General features: G+C 74.7%; 18 protein-coding genes. 8 read left to right on the top strand and 10 right to left on the bottom strand.

Going from position 1 to position 18793, the window contains the following annotated elements:
• Window positions 1-107: 107 nt before the first annotated feature.
• The 8 genes from Q8791_RS22355 to Q8791_RS22320 all read left to right on the top strand — a co-directional run bounded on the left by Q8791_RS22355 (window position 108) and on the right by Q8791_RS22320 (window position 7123).
• Window positions 108-1448, top strand: a complete 1341-nt coding sequence (locus tag Q8791_RS22355) for a flavin monoamine oxidase family protein (RefSeq protein WP_330093724.1) — start codon at window positions 108-110, stop codon at window positions 1446-1448.
• Between the two features lie 116 nt (window positions 1449-1564).
• The gene (locus tag Q8791_RS22350) at window positions 1565-1927 is read left to right on the top strand and encodes a VOC family protein (RefSeq protein WP_330093723.1); all 363 of its coding nucleotides are present in this window, start codon (window positions 1565-1567) and stop codon (window positions 1925-1927) included.
• 153 nt (window positions 1928-2080) lie between these two features.
• Entirely contained in the window at window positions 2081-2851 is a 771-nt protein-coding gene (locus tag Q8791_RS22345) for a class I SAM-dependent DNA methyltransferase (protein WP_330093722.1), read from the top strand.
• Window positions 2838-4172 carry an aminotransferase family protein gene (locus Q8791_RS22340; RefSeq protein ID WP_330093721.1) on the top strand — a complete coding sequence of 445 codons (1335 nt, stop codon included), beginning with the start codon at window positions 2838-2840 and terminating at the stop codon, window positions 4170-4172. Before Q8791_RS22345 ends, Q8791_RS22340 begins: the two co-directional genes overlap by 14 nt.
• Before the next feature lie 53 nt (window positions 4173-4225).
• Window positions 4226-4981 (top strand): HAD family hydrolase, encoded by a 756-nt coding sequence (locus Q8791_RS22335; protein ID WP_330093720.1) that lies wholly within the window; start codon window positions 4226-4228, stop codon window positions 4979-4981.
• Between the two features lie 99 nt (window positions 4982-5080).
• Entirely contained in the window at window positions 5081-5659 is a 579-nt protein-coding gene (locus tag Q8791_RS22330; RefSeq protein ID WP_330093719.1) for a hypothetical protein, read from the top strand.
• The gene (locus Q8791_RS22325) at window positions 5656-6096 is read left to right on the top strand and encodes a hypothetical protein (RefSeq protein ID WP_330093718.1); all 441 of its coding nucleotides are present in this window, start codon (window positions 5656-5658) and stop codon (window positions 6094-6096) included. The genes Q8791_RS22330 and Q8791_RS22325 overlap by 4 nt, the downstream gene beginning before the upstream one ends.
• A gap of 259 nt (window positions 6097-6355) precedes the next feature.
• Window positions 6356-7123 (top strand): hypothetical protein, encoded by a 768-nt coding sequence (locus Q8791_RS22320; protein WP_330093717.1) that lies wholly within the window; start codon window positions 6356-6358, stop codon window positions 7121-7123.
• A 147-nt stretch (window positions 7124-7270) separates the two neighbouring features.
• Here Q8791_RS22320 and Q8791_RS22315 read toward each other — a convergent pair whose 3' ends face one another.
• From Q8791_RS22315 to Q8791_RS22270, 10 genes are all read right to left on the bottom strand, one after another.
• Entirely contained in the window at window positions 7271-8692 is a 1422-nt protein-coding gene (locus Q8791_RS22315; RefSeq protein WP_330093716.1) for an ABC transporter ATP-binding protein, read from the bottom strand.
• The gene (locus tag Q8791_RS22310; RefSeq protein ID WP_330093715.1) at window positions 8685-9512 is read right to left on the bottom strand and encodes an ABC transporter permease; all 828 of its coding nucleotides are present in this window, start codon (window positions 9510-9512) and stop codon (window positions 8685-8687) included. Before Q8791_RS22310 ends, Q8791_RS22315 begins: the two co-directional genes overlap by 8 nt.
• Window positions 9509-10498, bottom strand: a complete 990-nt coding sequence (locus tag Q8791_RS22305) for an ABC transporter permease (RefSeq protein WP_330093714.1) — start codon at window positions 10496-10498, stop codon at window positions 9509-9511. The genes Q8791_RS22310 and Q8791_RS22305 overlap by 4 nt, the downstream gene beginning before the upstream one ends.
• Window positions 10498-12012: an ABC transporter substrate-binding protein gene (locus tag Q8791_RS22300; RefSeq protein ID WP_330093713.1), complete on the bottom strand. Its 1515-nt coding sequence runs from the start codon at window positions 12010-12012 to the stop codon at window positions 10498-10500. Before Q8791_RS22300 ends, Q8791_RS22305 begins: the two co-directional genes overlap by 1 nt.
• A gap of 64 nt (window positions 12013-12076) precedes the next feature.
• Window positions 12077-12331 (bottom strand): ferredoxin, encoded by a 255-nt coding sequence (locus tag Q8791_RS22295; RefSeq protein ID WP_330093712.1) that lies wholly within the window; start codon window positions 12329-12331, stop codon window positions 12077-12079.
• Entirely contained in the window at window positions 12328-13560 is a 1233-nt protein-coding gene (locus tag Q8791_RS22290) for a cytochrome P450 (RefSeq protein ID WP_330093711.1), read from the bottom strand. Before Q8791_RS22290 ends, Q8791_RS22295 begins: the two co-directional genes overlap by 4 nt.
• 79 nt (window positions 13561-13639) lie before the next feature.
• On the bottom strand, window positions 13640-15379 hold the full coding sequence (locus Q8791_RS22285; protein WP_330093710.1) for an ABC transporter ATP-binding protein: 1740 nt from the start codon (window positions 15377-15379) through the stop codon (window positions 13640-13642).
• Complete coding sequence (locus Q8791_RS22280) at window positions 15376-17196, bottom strand: ABC transporter ATP-binding protein (RefSeq protein WP_330093709.1); 1821 nt, start codon at window positions 17194-17196, stop codon at window positions 15376-15378. Before Q8791_RS22280 ends, Q8791_RS22285 begins: the two co-directional genes overlap by 4 nt.
• Window positions 17193-17864: a class I SAM-dependent methyltransferase gene (locus tag Q8791_RS22275; protein ID WP_330093708.1), complete on the bottom strand. Its 672-nt coding sequence runs from the start codon at window positions 17862-17864 to the stop codon at window positions 17193-17195. The genes Q8791_RS22280 and Q8791_RS22275 overlap by 4 nt, the downstream gene beginning before the upstream one ends.
• Before the next feature lie 89 nt (window positions 17865-17953).
• The gene (locus Q8791_RS22270; RefSeq protein ID WP_330093707.1) at window positions 17954-18739 is read right to left on the bottom strand and encodes a thioesterase II family protein; all 786 of its coding nucleotides are present in this window, start codon (window positions 18737-18739) and stop codon (window positions 17954-17956) included.
• Window positions 18740-18793: the final 54 nt, after the last annotated feature.

The raw sequence follows: 18793 nt of genomic DNA, 5'->3' as shown, positions 1-18793 counted from the left end.
CGACCCAATAGGAAGGAGGTACCGAATCGAATCCAAGCGGTACCAGAAAGGTACCGTCCACATAATTAACCGCCCACCAGCCATCGCGGAACGGCTATAAAAAACGGATGATCGCCATTGTGGGAGCAGGGCTGGCAGGGCTCACCTGCGCCGACGAGCTGTCGAGGGCCGGACACGAGGTGACCGTGTACGAGGCCTCCGGCCGGGTGGGCGGCCGGTGCTGGACGGTCCCGGAGGTCTTCGGGGGCCGGGGGGTCGAACGGGGAGCCCAGCTGATCGACTCGGGCGACACCCGGGTGCTGCGGCTCCTGGACGGTCTGGGCCTGGGCGCGGTGGACCTCCAGGCCTCCCAGGACGGGCGGGTCGGCCCGCTGCTGAGAATCGGCGGAGCACCCTACCCCCTGGAGGAGGCCGTCGCGGAGTACGGCGAACTGGACCCGGTGGTGCGCGCGGACCGGCGGGCCGTGGGCCCCGCGCCGGGCCGCGGCCGTATGTCCCCCCGCGCCCTGGAACTGGACGCCCTGTCGGTGGACGACTACCTCGAACGCACGGTGCCCGGCACACGCCTGGCCCGTCTCCTCAGGACCGCCTACACCTGGGAGTTGGGCGCCGACGCCGCGGAGCTGAGCGCACTGCACCTGGTCAACCTGCTGGGCGCCAATCCGCCCGGCGAGTTCGGGCTCTTCGGGCCGGCCGACGCCAGGTACGCCGTCCGGGAGGGGACCGGCCGCGTCGCCGAACTCCTGGCGGAGCGGCTGCCCGCCCCGGTCAGGCTCGGCCACGAGCTGGTCGCGCTCAGGAGGGACTCCGCGGGCCGCACCGTGCTGGTCCTGGACCGAGACGGCCGGACCATCGAGGTCCGGCCGGACCGCACCGTCCTGACCGTCCCCTTCCCGGTCCTCAGCACCCGCGTGGACCTGTCCCGGGCGGGGTTCGGCCCGGAACGCACACGCGCCGTCCGCGAGCTGGGCATGGGCTCGGCCGTGCGCACCCACATGGAGTTCTCCGGGCGGCCGTGGACCGCGGTCGGCTGCAACGGGGCGGCCGTGTCGGACGGGGGCTTCCAGTCGTGCTGGGACGAGACCCTGGGCCTGCCCGGAGAGGGGGAACCGTCCGTGCTGGTGAACCTGCGCACCGGGAGGGCGCCCTCCGACGACCCCGCGGAGATCGCGGCGGAATTCCTGTCCGAGTTCGATTCCCTGATTCCGGGCGTGGCATCCGCGTGGACCGGACGCGCCGTTACCTGGGACTGGTCCGCCCATCCCTGGTCGCTCGGTTCGTACGCGTTCTACCGGCCTGGGCAGTTCACCGACCTGGCGGGAACCGAAGCAGCTCCGGAAGGCGACTGCCATTTCGCCGGCGAGCACACGAGCCCCCACGACAGCGGCATGAACGGAGCAATAGCAAGCGGGGCCCGCGCGGCACAAGAGATCATGGGTACCACCTAGGTACCAGAAAGCCCGGATGGACTTTTCCATGCCGGATTGGATAACGTCTTCCCGGTGATAACCTGGCGTTCGGCTCCGATGCCGCATGCCCAGGATAAACATGGAATGAGGAGACCATGAGCGAAGAATTCAAGCCCACTCTCGTCATCATCAACCTTCCGGTCAAGGACCTGGAGGCGGCGACCGCGTGGTACACGAAGGTGCTGGGCCACGGCCCCTCCGGGGAGCCCTCCCCCACCGACGTGGAGTTCGACCTGCGGGAGGGCGTGAGCCTGCTCCTCACCACGGGGGACGAGGAGGCCGAGGCGGCCGGGGCCAAGGTCCTGTTCGGTGTCGAGGACCTGGACTCCGAGAAGAAGCGCCTCACCTCGGTTGACGTCGAGAGCGGCGAGCGCCAGGAGATCCCGGACGCCCTGGCGTGGTTCGACTTCAAGAGCCCCGAGGACCACCGGTTGAGCCTGGTGCAGCTGCTGGGCTGACTCAACGCCCACAGGTCCCCGGCGGGGGGCGGCCCGGTTCCGGGCCGCCCCCCGCACCGCGTCGGACCGCTCCGGGACAGGTCCCGGATACGGAGCGGTTGTGGTACCTATTCCCTATGGAGGAGTCCGCCCCCACCGCCCTAGTGTCACGGTATGAGCGATAAGCGGACCGGCCGGAACGAAAAGGCCGATTACGGCGATGGAATAGCCGACGTATTCGATACCTGGTATGGCGAGGAAAGCGACTCCGACTGCCTGTCCGCCCTCCGTAAACTCGCCGACGGCGGCCCCGTCCTCGAACTGGGCGTGGGCACGGGCCGGGTCGCGGTCCCCCTGGCCGCCTCCGGCCTGGAGGTCACCGGGGTGGAGTCCTCCCGGGAGATGATCGACCAACTGTCGGGCAAGCCCGGCGCCGAGCGGGTCTCCGTCATCGAGGGCGACCTGGCCGACGTCCCCGTGGACGGTGATTACTCCCTGGTCACGTGCGTGGACAACACCCTGTTCCTGCTGGAGTCGCAGGCGGAGCAGGTGCGCTGCTTCACCAACGTGGCACGCCGCCTGCGGCCGGGCGGCGTGTTCGTGGTCGAGGTGCCCGCCCGTGTCCCCCGTATGGACGAGGACGAGCAGCAGGGCGTGTTCGTCGAACACGTCGGCGCCGAGCGGGTCGGCCTGTGGGTCGTGGAGCACGACCGGGCGGCGCAGCGCATGTTCATGCAGCAGATCTCTTTCGAGAACGGGTCCGTGCGCCTGCTCCCCGTCCCGGTCCGCTACGCCTGGCCGGCGGAACTCGACCTCATGGCCCAGATCGCCGGGCTGCGGCTGCGCCACCGGTGGAGCGGCTGGGACGGCGCGGCCTTCACCTCCCAGAGCGTCCACAACGTGTCCGTCTACGAGCGAATCGAGGACGCCGTTGACCTCCCCTGAGTCCTTCCCCCTGTGGAACAGCACGTCGATGGAGGCCCACCTGTCCTACCTGGAGCCCGACGAGATGATCGTGGAGGGCAGCGGGGTACGGGTGCGCGACGCCGGGGGCCGCTGGTACCTCGACGCCAGGTCCGGCTTCTGGAACGTGACCCTCGGCTACGGGCACCCCGGTCTGGTCGAGGCGATGCGCGAGCAGGTCGGCCGCCTGGCCTACGGCAGCATGTGGGGTTACGGCCGCCCGACGCGGATCGCCCTGGACTGCGCCGAGGCACTCGTCCGGGTCCTGCCGGAAGGGATCGACCACGTCCGTTTCCAGAGCAGCGGCGCACAGGCCGTGGAGACCGCGGTTCTGCTCTCCCGCCACCTCCGCCTCCTGGGAGGGGAACCGCACCGCACGGCGGTGGTGGGGCTCTGGGGAGGCTTCCACGGCTTCGGGCCGGGCGCGAGCGCCATCACCGGCCTCTCCTACCTGCACCACCACGCGGGCCCTCTGCTGCCCGACGTCATCCACACCCGGGCGCCGCACGGCGAGGACGCCGGGCCGGCGGACGTGGCGCGCGCCCTGGAGCGGGTGGAGGACCACGGCCCGGACAGGGTGAGCGCGATCATCGTGGAACCCGTCATCGGCGAGGGCGGTCACGTCCTCACCCGGGAGCAGGCCGGGGAGCTGTCGGCGTTCTGCCGCACCCACGGCATCCACCTGATCGTGGACGAGGTGACCACCGGCATGGGGCGGACCGGCGACTACACCCGCAGCGCCCAACTGGGGCTGGACCCGGACATACTCCTTCTCGGCAAGGGCATCACCAGCGGTTACGCGGGACTGTCGGCCGTCTGCCTGGGCGAGCAGGTCCACCGCGAGCTGCTGGCCGCACCGGTGGAGAGGTTCTTCGCCACGGGCTCCACCCATGACGGACACCCCGTGGCGCTGAGCGCCGCCCTCGCCGTCCTGCGGGCGTTGGAGGACGGCAAGGTGTTCGCGAACGTGGCCGCCCAGGGGGACCGGCTCCAGGCGGGCCTGTCGGACCTGGCCGACCGCCACCCGGCGGTGACCGCGGTCCGGGGCACCGGGCTGATGTACGTGGTGGAGTTCGCCGGCTCCGCCGCCGAGGACCCGTGGTTCGTCAACAAGGTGCGCCTGGCGCTGGAGGAGCGGGGGGTGCTGGTGTCCGTGCTCAACGCCGTCCCGGCGCTCATGGTCATCCCGCCCCTCGTCTTCGACGACGGCGACGTCGACGAGCTGCTCGCGGCCTTCGACGGGGCCCTGGCCGCCCTCGCCTCGGGGTGGGCGCCCGCCAACGAGATGAAGGGCTTCGTCTGAGGCACGCGGCCTCCGACAGCCGGAATCCGCCCGCGCGGCGATGGGGGCTCTCCTTGCGTCTGCTCGTCCTCTGGGACATCGACCACACACTCGTCTCGACCACCCTGTTCGACCGGCGCGCGTACCTGGCCGTCGCGGCGGAGGTACTGGGTACGTCGGACCCGGTGCTGCCACCGTCGGGGGCGGGCAGGACCGAACCGCACACCATGGCCGAGACCATGCGTCTCAACGGCGCCGCCCCCGAGGACTCCCTGGTCCGGCGCGCGCTGGAGCGGTTCGAAGAACTGGTGACCGGTGATCCGGACGGCCTGCGCGCGCAGGGCCGTGTGCTGCCCGGAGCCCGGGAGGCGATGTCCGCGGTGGCGGCCCTCCCCGGGATCCGGACGGGGGTCGCCACCGGAAACCTCCGCTCCGTCGCCCGCGCCAAGCTGACCGCCTTCGGCCTCGACCGGCACGTGGACTGGGCGTGCGGGGGCTACGGCGACCACGCGCGCACCAAGGCCGAGGTGGTCGGGCTGGCGCGGCACGCGGCCGGGCTCCGTGACGGACGGGCGTTCTCGCCGCAGGAGACCCTGCTGGTCGGGGACGCGCCGGCGGACGCGGCGGTGGCGGCCGCGGGCCACGCGCGCGTACTCGCCGTGGCGACCGGCCGCACCGGCACCGGTGCTCTCACCCGTGCCGGAGCGGACGCGGTCCTGCCGGACCTGTGCGACACCCGCGCGTTCGTCGCGACCGTGCTCTCCACCGTCCGCTCGGGGGCTCCGGGGCGCACGAAGGGAACCGCTCCGCCGGGAGAAGCCCCCGCCTGAGCTCCGACCGACCGCGCCCCGTGCCCTCGGGCCGCCCGCTCCGTACCGCATCCCCCACCGCGCGGCCCCGTGCCGAGCACACGCAACGAAGGAGTTTCGATGGCAACCCACCTGGACCCGGCCTCGCGCTACCGCAGGGGCGTGGTGACCGTGAACAGTGACCGCCACAGGGCCGCACTGTGGGTGTTCATGGTGATCGTGGTCGCCCACTGGGCCGAGCACCTGGCCCAGGCCGCCCAGATCTACGTCCTGGACTGGCCGGTTCCGGAGGCGCGGGGCGTACTGGGCATCCCCTTCCCGTGGCTGGTCAGCTCCGAGTGGATGCACTACGGCTACGCGCTGCTCATGCTCGCCGGCCTGCTCCTGCTCCTGCCGGGGTTCACCGGTCGTTCCCGCACCTGGTGGCGTGTCTCCCTCTGGATCCAGGTGTGGCACCACCTGGAACACTTCCTCCTGCTGGTCCAGGCCCTGTCGGGTGCGCACCTCGGCGGAGGGGCCGCGCCGATGAGCCTCATCCAGTTCGTCGTCCCGCGGGTGGAGCTCCACCTGCTGTACAACGCCCTGGTGTTCGCACCGATGGTCGTCGCGATGTACCTGCACACCCACCCGCGCCCGGACGAGGCGGCGGCGATGGCGTGCGGCTGCGCCACGGCGCGGGAGGAGGGTGCGGTCCGTTGACGCGGCCCGGCGGGGCGCGACCGGGCCCCTTCGACGTGGTGGTCCTCCTTCTGGCGGTGTTCCTGGTCTACCTGGGTTCCACCAGCGTGGAGCGGGTGGCACGGGCCGCGACGGCGGACGGGGAACCCGGCACCTTCACCGCGTCCCGGGTGGAGTGCGTCAGCCACCTGGGGCACGAGTCCTGCACCTGTTACGGCACGCACCGGCCGGACGACGGCGGGGCCGAACGCGGGGACGTCTACCTGCACGGCGCCGACCGGGCGGCCTGCGTCGTCGGCGCCGGGACCGCTTCCTTCGACGTCGGCTCGGCCACACGGGTGTACGGCCCCGAGGGTTCGCGCGAGTGGCTGTTCACGGCGGCCATGGTGCTGGCCGGGACGGGACTCGGCGTGTGGGCGACGCGGCCGTGGTGGCCCCGGCGCGGGAAGGCTGCCTGAACCGGGGCCGTCCCGCGGACAGGGGCGGACGCGAGGCGGGCCGCCGTCTCCGGGAGGCCTCGGCGGTCGGCGTCGTCCGCCCCGCATCCGGCGCCCGCGCCGGGGCCGGGGCTGCCACACCGCCGAGGGGCGCCGGCGGCCTCGGATACGGTGGGCCCGTGAGTACCACGGGAAGGTTGGCGAGCGCGGCCCCTGGGGTTCACCCTGTGCCGCCCCCGCCCGCCTCTCCCTGTCCGTCCACCACCTGAAGGAGTCACGGGTGCGGTCCTCACCCGAACCGGGGTTCCTCCGGGTATGGCAGCGCGTCGTCCTGTGGTCCCTGGGCGGGATCGCTTTCACCGCCGGGACGACGGCGGTGTTCACCACCGACAACGGCAGCGGAGCCGTGGCGCTGCTGGTCTTCAGCGGGGTGGCCCTCGCTCTGGCGGTGCTGGGCGACCGCGTCGAACGGTTCGAGTTCGGCGGCGCCACCCTCCAGCTCCGCGCCGCGGCCGTGGAGCGCTACACGCTGGCCGAACAGGCCGAGGAGCGCGGGGACGGCGCGGACGCCGCCCGCCTCCGGCTGGAGGCGCGCACGCTCCTGGACGTGGCGGGGCCGATCCTCGACGACTACCGCTCGGCGCGTGCGTCCATGCCCGCGGGCCCCGAACGCGTCCGTTCCCTGGAGGGGGTCATGGCGCGTGCCCGCGACCTGGCCTCGACGCGGTCGTTCGAGCCCGACGCGGTCCGCCGGTGGCTGGCGGAGGGCCGTGACGAGGAGCGCGTCACCGCCCTGGGACTGATGCAGGCCGACCCCGGCCTGCGCGACTTCGACGCCGCGCTGTCCGCGATCGCCGAACCCCGCAGCGCATTCGAGCAGTACCACGCCATGCTCCTGGCCCGGCAGATGGTCGGCGACCTGCTCCCCGAGCATCGGCAGCGGCTCACCGCCACGTTGCGCACCGGGGCCGTCCAGGACCTCCACCCGGAGAGCGACCGCCGTGTTGTCGCCACCGCCCTGCTCCACACCCTCGATCAGGACGGCTGACCCCCGATCGCCGGAGGGCGAGGGGACCGACTCGGCCGACACCCGCGTGCGGCTGTGCCGCCCGGTGTGACCGCCCTGCACCGGCGGCGTCCACCGGGGCACGGGGTGAGCCGGGCGGCGCCCGGGCCGGGGCCGGAGTGGAGCCGCTCAGGTCACGGTGAGTCCGCCGGGCACCAGTTCCCCGCGCCCGGGGTCCAGGGCGAGCACCCGGTCGGCCCGGGCGGCGACGTCGCGGTCGTGGGTGACCATGAGCACGGCGAGGCCGTGCTCCTCCCGCAGGGAGTCCAGCAGGTCCAGGACCGTGCCCGCGCTCGCCGCGTCCAGGGCCGAGGTCACCTCGTCCGCCAGCAGGAGCGAGGGGTGCGCGGCCAGGGCGCGGGCGATCGCGACCCTCTGCCTCTGCCCGCCGGAGAGCCGCCCGGGGTACGCGCCCACGACGTCCTCGGGCAGCCCGACCCGGGCGAGGAGCCCGGGGACGCGTGCACGCGCCTGCCCTCGCGTCGACCCCAGGAGCACGCGGGCGGGACGGGCGAGGGCCGTGTCCACCCGGTGGGCGGGGTTGAGGGCGCACACGGGGTCCTGGCCGACGAACTGGACCGCGCGCAGGAGCCGCCGGTCCCGGTTCCGCAGCCCCGGAGGCAGCTGTTCCCCTCCCAGGGCCATGCTCCCCGAGACGGGCGGGTGCAGCCCGGCGACGGTGCGCAGCAGGGTGGACTTGCCGCTTCCGGAGGGTCCGAGGACCGCGACGCACTCGCCCCGGCGCACCGACAGGTCCGCCCCGGCGACGAGCTCCCGCCCGTCGGGCGCGGCCACCCGGAGACCGCGGAGGCCGAGCACCTCGGGGTTCCCGGAGGGGTCCCGGGCGGTTCGTCCGGCGTCCCGATCCGGTGAGGCGGGGGTGCTCCCCAGGACGACCCGGTCGTCGGCCACGCGCTCCGCGAAGGAGCGGTCGTGCGTGACGACGACCGTCACCCTGCCGGGCCGGCCGCGCCGACGCTCCAGGACCCCGGCCACCAGTTCCACCGTGTCGGGGTCGAGCCCGCTCGTGGGCTCGTCCAGCACCAGCAGCCAGGGGTCGCCGACCAGTGCCCTGGCCAGGGCCACGCGCTTGGCCTGCCCTCCGGAGAGCTCGTGCGGGCGGCGCTGCCCCACCGCGTCCGGGTCGAGGCCCAGATCGGCGAGCGCCCGGCGCACGGGCCCGCGTGCACCACCCCCGGCGGAGCGCGCGAGCCCCTCCGCCACCAGGGCGGACACCGTGCGCAGGGGGTGCAGGTCCGAGGCCGGGTCCTGGCCGAGGATCCCGGTGTGGGCCGACCTCCAGCGGCGCGCGGCTCCACCGGCCGGGATCGGCGTCCCGTACCAGCGCACCTCCCCCGAGGCACGGACCAGCCCCGGCGGCAGTGCGTCGAGGGCGGCCAGCACGGCGCTCGTCTTGCCGCCGCCGGAGCCTCCCATGACCGCGAGGACCCGCCCCTCCGCCGCGCACAGGTCGACCGGTCCGACGACCGTGCGCCCCGACAGGTCGCGGACCCGGATCCGGCGGGCGCTGAGCCCTTCGTACTCACCCACGGGCGGGCTCCTTCCTTCGTGCGGGGGCGGGGCGGAGGGGGCGGGCACCGCCGCGGCGGGAGGAGAGCTGGACGGAGAGGGCGAGGACGACCGTGGTCGCCCCCAGGGCCGCGGCCGGCGCGGCCACGGCCCAGGGGTTCATCGCCGCTCCGGCCATGTTCTCCCGCAGCATCAGGGCCCAGTCCGGTGCCGGAGGGGAGGCGCCGAAGCCCAGGACCCCCAGGGCGGAGGCGATCTGGAGCGCCACCACCAGGCGCAGGCCCAGGTCGGCGGCGACCAGCCCGCGCACGGCGGGCAGGACCTCCCTCACCAGGACCGACGCCGAGCGCTCACCCCTGCACAGGGCCGCCTCCACGTATCCCGAGGCGCGGACCGAGCGGACGGCGTCGCGGACCACGCGCAGGGTGAGCGGCGCCCCGCCGCACACCGTGGCGACCACGACGGCCGTCCGGCCGGGCAGCGCGACCGCCGCGACCAGGGCCAGCAGCAGGGAGGGGAGGGCCAGCATGAGGTCGGCCGCAGCGGTGAGGGCCCGGTCGGCCAGGCCACCGGCCCAGCCCGCGGCCAGTCCGCCGACGACGCCGACGGCCGAGGCGCACACGGCGGCCGTCACCGAGACCGCGAGGAGCTCCCCTCCCCCGGCCAGCACGCGCGACCAGACGTCGCGGCCCAGTGCGTCGGTTCCCAGCGGGTGGCCCGGCACGGGGCCCAGCCAGGGGGTTCCGAGGGGGGTCGTGGGGTCGTGGGGCGCCAGCCAGGGGCCCAGGAGCGCGGTGGCCGGTACGGCGACGAGCAGGACGGCGAGCAGCGGGCGGCTCACGGCCCCCTCCTTCCCGGTTCGGTCACGGTCGCGACCGTGTCGGCCAGCAGCAGGCCGGAGAGGACGATCGCCGCCGCGAGGACCGCCGTGGCCTGGACCACGGGCAGGTCGCGTGAGGCGAGGGAGGAGACGAGCAGGGAGCCGAGGCCGGGATAGCCGAAGAGGGTCTCCACCACGGTCGCGGCGGCCACGAGTCCGCCCGCGCTGACGGCGAGGACGCGCGTGAGGGGGGCGAGGAGGAAGGGCAGCACGTCGACCGCGGCGACCCTCCAGGCGGGGTTGCCCCGGCGCCGGGAATCGGCCACGTGGGGCCTTCGCAGGGTGTCGGCCACCGCGCCCGACAGCAGGCCCGCGCCGAACAGGGCGGTGGGCAGTGCCAGGGACAGGACCGGCAGGACCAGGAGCTCGGGGCTGCTCGTCGGCGGTCTGTCCGGAGGCAGCAGCGACACCGGCGGGACCAGCTCCAGGACGCCCGAGAGCAGTGCGGCCAGTCCGCCGGCCACGACGGCCGAGGGCAGGGCCGCGCCGCCGGTGAGGAGGGCGGTGGGCGCTCCCCCTCCCCGGCGTGCCGCGCCCGCCCACCACCCCAGGGCGAGCATGGCCGGGGCGGCCGCCAGGAGCGCGCCCCCGACGAGCGTGAGCGTGGCGGGCAGCCGTTGGAGGAGCGCGTCGGCGACGGGCCTCCCGTTGACCAGGGAGGTGCCGAGGTCGCCGGTGGCCAGTGCGGCGGCCCATGCGGCGTAGCGCAGCCACGCGGGATCGTCCAGTCCGAGTTCCTCGCGGAGCCGGTCGAGCTCCGCCTGTTCCGCGCCGGGGACGGCGCGCAACTGGGCGGCGTCACCGGGCAGCAGCTCGGTGGCGGCGAAGACCGCGACCGAGACCGCCAGGAGCAGGAGGAGGGCCCGCGCGGACGCGAGGAGCAGGGCGGACCCCGTTCCCCGCGTCCGCGGTGCGGCGCCGGTCGGCGCCGACGCGCTCGGGACCATCAGCCCGGCACTCCGGCCCGCTCGATCTGCAGCCGGTGGAAGCCGGGCCCGGTGGGCAGGTCGCTCACGCCGGGTGCGGTGAGGTCGATGCCGTCTCCCAGGCCCCAGACCACGTAACCGCCCTCGTCGGCGACCTGCTGCTGGAGCTCGCCCAGGAGGGCGTGGCGCCCGGCCTCGTCCTCGGTGCCCAGTGCCTCGGCGAAGTCGGCGTCCCACCCGGGGTCGTTCCAGCCGGTCTCGTTGATGGGTCCGTCCGCGAGCAGGGCCATGCGGGAGAAGTCCACGAAGCCGTTGCCGCCGAGGCTGTTGAGGTAGAAGGGTTCGACGTTCCACACCTCGGTCCAGTAGGTGTCGGGCGGCCCGACCTCGATCCCGACGTCGATCCCGGCCTCGGAGAGCTGCTCGGAGACCAGCACCGCGGCCTCCTCCATACCGGGGTAGGAGGTGGTGGCGTGCAGGGTGAGCGTCACCCCGTCGGCGTGTCCGGCGTCCTCCAGCAGCTCCCGCGCCCGGTCCAGGTCGCGGTCGACGGGGGCCGTGTCCGGGGCGAAGGGCTCCAGGGGGCTGAGGACGTCGGCGCCGGGCTCGCCGTAGCCCAGGAAGACGGTCTCCACGAGCCGCTCCCTGTCCAGGGCGAGCTTGACCGCCTCGCGCACGCGGGGGTCGTCGAAGGGCTCGGTCGCGGTGTCCATGACCAGCGGGTAGTTGACGCCGCCCGGCCGGGTGACCACCTCGACCTCGCCGCCGTCGGCGTACTGCTGGGCGGTGGCCGGAGCGACGCTTCCGGCGACGTCGGCCTGCCCGGAGGCGACGGCCGCGGCACGCGCCGCCGGGTCGGGCATGGCGGTGATCTCCAGCGTCTCGTACGCGGGCGCCTCCCCCCACCAGGCCTCGTTGCGGTTCAGGACGGAGGTGGTGTCGTCGCCCCCGTCCGGGACGAAGGGGCCGGAGCCGGGGACGGGCTCGGTGATGTCCTCGCTGCCGTCGGGGACGACGAAGGTGAGCGAGGCCAGGGCGAGGCCGACCTCGGCGTAGGGCTGACGGGTGGTGAGCTCCAGCTCGTGCCCGCCGGTCGTACCGGAGGACTCCAGGTCGAACATGGACAGGCGGCCGTTGTTCTCCGCGCCCTTGCCCTGGATGCGGCGCAGCGAGAACAGGACGTCGTCGGCCGTGACGGGCTCCCCGTCGGAGAAGGCGGCGTCGTCGCGCAGGGTGACGCGCCACCGGGTGAGGTCTCCGTCGACCGGCTCCCACGAACTGGCCAGTCGCGGCTGCACGGCGCCCTGGTCGTCGGTCACGGTGAGGACGTCGTAGAGCATGGCGAAGCGCAGGTAGTCGGCCTCGTTCGCGACCCGTCCGTGGGGGTCGTGGGTGGTGGCGGCAGGCGCCCCCACCGCGGCGTAGCGCAGGGCGGCGCCCGCGGAGGCGTCGGCCTCCTCTCCCGTGCCGCCGCCGCAGGCGGTGGCGGCGAGGGCGAGCGCGCACGCGCCTGCCAGGAGGGATGGTCGTCTCATCGTCGGGCCTTTCGGTTCCGGGCCGTGTGCGCCACGGCCCTGGGGTCGGTGTCCTGACCGGGGGTCAGGAGGTCTCGGTGACGGCGACGGCACCCGAGGGGCACCAGTCGGCCGCCGTCAGTGCGCGGTCGCGCGCGTGTGCGGGGACGTCGGCGCGGAGCAGGACCACCAGACCGTCGTCGGCCTGGTCGAAGAGGTCGGGGGCGGCGCGGACGCACTGGCCGGCTCCGGCGCACACGTCCGTGTCGGCGTGCAGGCGCAGCGGTCCGGTTCCGGGCGCCCGCTCCTGCGCCGGGGTCCCGCGCGGGTCGCGGCTCACCACGACACCGGCACCTCCTCCAGGCCGAAGATCGCCGAGGCCGAACGCCGGGGCAGGTCCTGCGGCGGGACGGCGGGGCGCAGTGCGGGCACCTGGTCGAAGAGGGTCCGGAGCGCCACCTCGATCTCCAGGCGTCCCAGGTTCTGCCCCACGCACTGGTGGGCCCCGTAGCCGAAGGCGACGTGGTTGCGCTGCGGACGGGCCACGTCCAGCTTCCCGGGGTCGGGGAAGGCGGCGGGGTCGCGGTTGGCCGCGCCGAGCAGGGCGATGTAGCCGTCGCCCGCGGGGATCGTGGCTCCCTCCAGGGGGATGTCCTCGGTGGCCACGCGCAGGGTGATGACGTCGGCCACCGACAGGTAGCGCAGCAGCTCGTCCACCGCGCCAGGCCACAGCGAGGGGTCCTCGCGCAGCAGGGCCAGCTGGTCGGGGTGCTCCATCAGGGCCAGCGCGGCGAGCGGGATCATGTTGCGCGAGGTCTCGTGCCCGGCGTTGAGGGTGATGCCGATCTGGGAGAGCAGGGATCGGCGGGTGATCTCCCCGCGTGCCAGGGGGCCGGTGACCAGGCGGCTGATGAGGTCGTCCTGCGGGTCGGCGGCCTTCTCGTCGATGAGCCGGCCGATGAGGCCGAAGAGGTCGGCGAGCGCGGCCCCCACCTCCTCCTCGGTGCTGCTCCGGCTGCCCGAGACCGTGGTGATCCGCCGGAAGAACTCCAGGTCCTCCAGGGGGACGCCGAGCAGGCGGCAGATCACGGTCGTGGACACCCGGTTGGCGTACTCGCCGACGAGGTCGGCGGGGGCGGGCAGGGAGAGCAGGTGGCGGACCTGCTCGGCGCAGACCCGCTCGATCTCCGGGCGCATCTCGCGCACCCGGCGGACGGTGAACTCGCCCACGAGCATGCGGCGGACCCGGGTGTGGTCAGGCGGGTCCATCCGGATGAACGGGCGCAGTTCGGCGGCGACCGCCTGCTCCCCCTTCCCCAGTGCGGGGAAGGCCGGGTGGCGGGCGTCGGAGCTGGAGGCGGGGTGGGACAGCGCGGCGCGCACGTCGTCGTACCGGGTGAGCAGCCAGGCCTCCTTCCCGCTGGGGATCGTGGCCCGCGTCGGCGCCGCGGAGCCGCGCATCCCCTCGTAGGCCGCGGGCGGTGAGAAGGGGCAGGAGCGGGCGAGGGGGAACTCCACCGGCTCCGGGGGCGCGGAACCGGGCTCGGGGGCGGGTACGGGTGCGGTCATGTGCTTCGTCTCCTGGGATGGGGAGGGGAAAGGGGTCGGGGCGGTCGCGGGCACGGCCCTGGGACGTCGGGCGGGCAGGTCAGGCCGGTTCGGCGCTCAGCCTCCAGCCCTCGGCCCGTTCGCGGGCGCGGACGAACTCGGCGTGGCGCCCCCCGTGCGCGAGGAGCTCGCCGGGCCGGCCCTGCTCGGCCACGCGTCCCCCGTCGAGGAACACGACCCGGTCGGCGGCGGCGACGGTCGCCGGGCGGTGGGCGATGACCAGGACGGTGCGGTCGCGTGACAGCGTGCGCGCCGTGGCCGTCACGAGCGCCTCGTTCTCGGCGTCCAACGCGGCCGAAGCCTCGTCCAGGACGATGACGGGGGCGTCCTTGAGCAGGGCCCGCGCGATGGAGACGCGCTGCTTCTGCCCGCCGGACAGGGCGGTGCCCCCCTCGCCGACCCGGGTGTCCCAGCCGTCGGGGAGTGCGGCCAGCACACTGTCCAGGCCGGAGGCGGCGGCGACCCGGTCGAGGTCCTCCTGCGCGGCGCCGGGGTCGGCGAGGCGGACGTTGTCGGCGATGCTCGCGTCGAACAGGTACACGTCCTGGAAGACCACGGAGACGTGCTCGGCCAGTACCTCGCTGCCGATGGAGCGCACGTCGACACCGCCGATGCGCACGCTGCCCACGTCCGCGTCGTGGAAGCGCGCCAGGAGGCGGGCGACCGTGGTCTTGCCCGATCCGGACGGCCCCACGAGCGCGGTGAGGGTTCCGGGTTCGGCCCGGAAGGAGACCCCGTCCAGGACCGGGGGCCCGTCGTCGGTGTAGCCGAAGCGCACGCCGTCGAACTCCACCTCCGCACCCCGGGGCGGGACCGGGGTCTCGGGTTCGGGGAGCGGTCGGGCGTCGAGGACCGCGTTGATGCGTCCCAGCCCGTTGCCGGCCATGCGCAGCGCGGCCCCCTGGTCGGCGGCCCCGGCCAGCGGCTGGACGAATCTGGCCACGAGCACGAGCAGCGCGACCGCCAGGGGGGCGTCGAGGGTGCCGCCGAGGGCGAGGAGGACCGCGTACACCAGGACCAGGCCGAAGGACAGGCGCACGGCGAAGGAGTAGCCGAGGAGGGCGGGGACCGCGCGCAGCAGCAGGCGCCGGGAGGCGGCGTGTTCCGCGGCCAGGGCGGCGTCCAGCCGCGCGTGGCCCCGTTCGACCCCGCCGAAGGCGCGCAGCACCGTCTGCGCGCGGGCGTACTCCAGGACCCGCCCGGCCGCCTCGTCTGTCACGGCGTCCCGGGCGGCGTCGTTGCGTCCGACCGCTCTTCCCGCGAGGGAGAACACCGCCCACAGCACCGGTGCGCACGCGGCGCAGGCCAGAGCCACGCGCCAGTCCCACAGGGACAGGGCGAGCACCGCGACGAGCGGGGTGACCACCGCGTCCACCAGGGGCGGGTAGATGTGCACCGGGACGTTCGTGGCGCGGGAGACGCCGTCGGTGGCGACGCGGCTCAGCTCTCCCACGCGGGCGCCGGTGAACCATCCCAGGGGCAGGCGCACCACGTGGTCGCCGAGGCGGTGGTGCAGGGCCCTGGAGATCGAGCCGCCGACCCGGAAGTTGAGGAAGAGGCCGGCCGCGCGCAGGAGCGCGTAGAGGGCCGTCACCGAGAGCAGGAGGAGCGTCCAGGGCACCGCCGCCGAGGGGGTCGGGCCGAGGAGGGCGGCGAGGACGGGGACCAGGAGCGCGAACACCACCCCCTGGACGGCGGAGACGAGGGCGGTGAGCGCGAGGCTCGCCCGCACCGGACCGGATCGCTCGGGCCCGAGGGCGCGGAGGAAGGAGCGGATCACAGGGCTTCTCCCTTGTCTGTGCGGTCGTCGCTGTGCTGGGCGCGCCACAGGTGCGCGTAGCGCCCGCCGAGCTCCAGGAGTTCTCCGTGGGTGCCGGACTCGGTGATCCGCCCGCCCTCCATGACGGCGATGCGGTCGGCCCCGGTGACCGTGGCCAGGCGGTGGGCGATCACCAGGACGGTGCGGCCGCGCGCGAGTTCGCCGAGCGCGTCCTGGATCGCCGCCTCCGAGACCGGGTCCACGGCGGCGGTGGCCTCGTCCAGGACCAGGACGGGGGTGTCGGCGAGCAGGAGGCGGGCGATACAGACCCGCTGGGCCTCGCCGCCGGAGAGGTCGGCGTCCTCGCCCACCACGGAGTCGTAGCCGCGGGGCAGCGCCTCGACGCGCTCGGAGATCCGGGCCGCGCGGGCGGCCGCCTCGACCTCTGCCCGGGTGGCGCCCGGGCGGCCCAGGGCGATGTTGTCCGCGATCGACTCGCGCAGCAGTCGGGCGTCCTGGAAGACGAAGCCCACGGAGCGGTACAGCTCCCGGGCGGGGATGTCGCGCACGTCGGCGCCGCCGACGGTGACGGTCCCGCCCGTGACGTCGTGGAAGCGCGCGGGCAGGGTGGCCAGCGTGGTCTTCCCTGCCCCTGAGGGGCCCACGAGGGCGGTGACGGTGCCCGGTTCCAGCACCAGGTCCACTCCCCGGAGCACCTCCTCCCCCGGTTCCCCGTCCTCCTGGGCCGGGTAGGCGAACCGCACGCCCTCGAAGGTGACGCGCGCCCCCCGGGGCACGGCTCCGGCGCCCTCCCCCAGGCGGGGCGTCCCCAGGAGCGCCGCCACCCGGGACGCGGCGGCGCCCGCCGCCCGGATCTGCTGGGCCCGGGAGCCGATGACGTTCATGGGGGCGCACAGGGCCGGGGCCAGCAGTGCGAAGGCGACCACCGCCACGGGTTCGCTCCAGCCGAGCGCGGTGGTGGCGGCCCCGGCCGCGACGACGGCGACGGTGACCATGGGCGCGGACAGCAGGAGGAAGGACCCGACCGTGGCCGGGGTGGTGCTGCGCGACCACGCGAGGAAGAAGTCGGCGAAGGCGTCGGAGGACCGGGTGAAGCGCTCGTGGGCCCGGCGGTGCCCGCCGAAGTGCTTGACGACCTGGATCCCGTCGACGAACTCCACCGCCGAGGCGTTGATGTCGTTCATGGCTTCGGCGTAGAGGGCCATGTTGCGCGCCGAACCGGACATCGCACGGGCGAACAGGGCGACGCCCGCCGCGACCAGGGCGACGGAGAGCAGGGCGAGGCGCCAGTCGACGGCGAAGAGGTAGACCAGGGCGACCACGGGGACCGTGACCACTGCCGCCAGGTCGGGCAGGGTGTGGGCGACCAGGGAGTGCACGTCCTCGATGTCGTCGTGCAGGGCCTTCTTGACCCGGCCGGACCCGCGGCCCGAGAGCAGGCCCAGCGGGACCCGGCCCATGTGGCGGGCCAGGGAGCGCCGCACGGACAGCTGCATGTCGTTGTCGGCCAGGTGGCCGACCAGGGTGGACGCGGCGCCCGCCGCGAGGGAGGCCGCCGATCCGGCCAGTGCGGCCGCGACCAGCGTCCACACCAGGGCGGTGTCGGCCGGGCCTGCGGCGAGCAGGGCCCGGGCGATCTCGACGAGGCAGATCAGCGGGACGAGGCCGAGCGCGCCCGCCGCCCCCTGGAGGGCCGCGGACGCGCGGACGCGCCCCCGGACGGGTTCCAGGAGGACGCCGAGCGGCGTGGCGGCGCGGCGGTTGCCGGGCTCCGCTGCGGCGGGCGTGCGCGGGGCGGTGTCCTGTGCCGTGCTCACTTGACCAGCACCCCGATCTCGGGGGTGGCCTCGCGCCCGGTCCGGGCCAGGCGCCGCACGGACAGCCCGGACTCCTCGGCCAGCCGTTCGACGCCGAAGGTCTCCCAGTCGTACTCGTCGTCGACGGTGCGGACCAGGTCGCCGCCGCGGAAGACCCGCCACTGGGTGCGCCAGCGCATGGTGCCGGGCCCGGCTGGCTCGCCGGAGATCCACCACTCGTAGGCCTGCTCGCCCACGGTCTCCCGGCACATGCGCACGAAGGGGATGGAGCGGGGGGTGTCCACCCCCATCAGCTCCACGACCACGGGTCCGCCCGGGGGGAGCCGGTCGGCCAGGCGGCGCCACAGGGCCAGCCGCTCGGCGCGCGGGATGTGCCCGGCCACGCCGAAGACGACCGCGGCCGAGATCGAGTCCGGGAGCGGCAGCTCCTGGGCGGGTTCGGGCAGCACGGTGACGCGCCGGCGCAGGTCGGGGTCGCCGAAGACGCGGCTGGTGAGGATCGCGCGCATGTTCGGCGAGGGCTCGGCCGAGTGGATCCGGGCCGACGGCAGGATCTCGGCGATGGCCGCGGTCACCAGACCGGTGCCCGAGCCGATGTCCACGACCGGGCCGTGTCCGGTGTCCAGTCCGGTCAGCGCGGCCCGCAGCGCGGGGGTGCTGGTGACCATGTGCCGGTGTCCGACGAGGTCGAAGAACTCGGCCGCCGGGGAGTAGTAGTCGATGGCGGGAATGGTGTCCTCCAGGTTCTGCGGAGTTGTCAGGGGGTACTCGGCCAGGGGCCGGCGGCGGCGGCCAGCGCCGGGTCCATGCGGCGCAGGACCTCGGACACGACGGCCTCCCGTTCGGGCCCGAGGTAGAAGTGGTCGCCGGCGAACACGCGCACGTCCACACGGCCGCTGGTGGTGGCCGACCAGCGTGCGGCCAGGTCCGCGTCCACCTCGGGGTCGTCGTCGCCCAGGAAGACGCTGACCGGGCAGCTCAGGGGCGGTCCGGGGAAGGGCGTGTAGCGCTCGATGAGCCTGTAGTCGTTGCGGACGTAGGCCAGGACCGCCTCGCGCAGGGCCGGCTCGTCCAGGACCTCGCGCCGGGTGCCGCCCAGCCGGACCAGCTCGGAGACGATCGCGTCGTCGTCGGCGAGGTGGACGCGGCCCGGCGGGGCGTCGGCGGGGGCCCGGCGCCCGGAGGCGAACAGGCGGTCCGGTTCGGGGAGCCCGTCCGCCCGCAGCCGCCGGGCGAGCTCGTAGGCCACGGCCGTGCCCATGCTGTGCCCGAACAGGGAGTACGGGCGGTCGAGCAGGGGGGCGAGTTCCGCGGCGACGGCGTCGACCACGGCGGCCATGTCGTCCACGGGGGCCTCTCCGAAGCGGTCCTCGCGTCCGGGGTACTGCACGCACACCAGGTCGACCCCGGGCGGCAGGAGTGCGGCCCAGGACCGGTAGGCGTTGGCGCCGCCGCCGGCGTGGGGCAGGCACACCAGGCGTGTCAGGGCTCCGGGTCGGGGGCGGAAGCGGCGCAGCCAGGAGCGCGCGGTGGCGGGGGTCATGGGTTTCCTGCGCTTTCTCGCGGGGGTCGGTTCCCGCAGGTCGGCGGGGTGGGG

Origin of the sequence: Nocardiopsis codii (genome assembly GCF_036327455.1) — a bacterium.
Classification (GTDB): Bacteria; Actinomycetota; Actinomycetes; order Streptosporangiales; family Streptosporangiaceae; genus Nocardiopsis; species Nocardiopsis codii.
The sequence above is the reverse complement of the archived record's forward strand: the minus strand, read 5'-3'. Positions and strand labels throughout refer to the sequence as shown.

Bases quoted from the DNA above. Each gene is read 5' to 3' on its own strand.
- Q8791_RS22330 (WP_330093719.1), top strand. From the start codon at position 5,081: ATGGCAACCCACCTGGACCCGGCCTCGCGCTACCGCAGGGGCGTGGTG.
- Q8791_RS22290 (WP_330093711.1), bottom strand. From the start codon at position 13,560: ATGACCGCACCCGTACCCGCCCCCGAGCCCGGTTCCGCGCCCCCGGAG.
- Q8791_RS22270 (WP_330093707.1), bottom strand. From the start codon at position 18,739: ATGACCCCCGCCACCGCGCGCTCCTGGCTGCGCCGCTTCCGCCCCCGA.
- Q8791_RS22345 (WP_330093722.1), top strand. From the start codon at position 2,081: ATGAGCGATAAGCGGACCGGCCGGAACGAAAAGGCCGATTACGGCGAT.
- Q8791_RS22275 (WP_330093708.1), bottom strand. From the start codon at position 17,864: ATGGTCACCAGCACCCCCGCGCTGCGGGCCGCGCTGACCGGACTGGAC.
- Q8791_RS22300 (WP_330093713.1), bottom strand. From the start codon at position 12,012: ATGAGACGACCATCCCTCCTGGCAGGCGCGTGCGCGCTCGCCCTCGCC.
- Q8791_RS22305 (WP_330093714.1), bottom strand. From the start codon at position 10,498: ATGGTCCCGAGCGCGTCGGCGCCGACCGGCGCCGCACCGCGGACGCGG.
- Q8791_RS22355 (WP_330093724.1), top strand. From the start codon at position 108: ATGATCGCCATTGTGGGAGCAGGGCTGGCAGGGCTCACCTGCGCCGAC.
- Q8791_RS22350 (WP_330093723.1), top strand. From the start codon at position 1,565: ATGAGCGAAGAATTCAAGCCCACTCTCGTCATCATCAACCTTCCGGTC.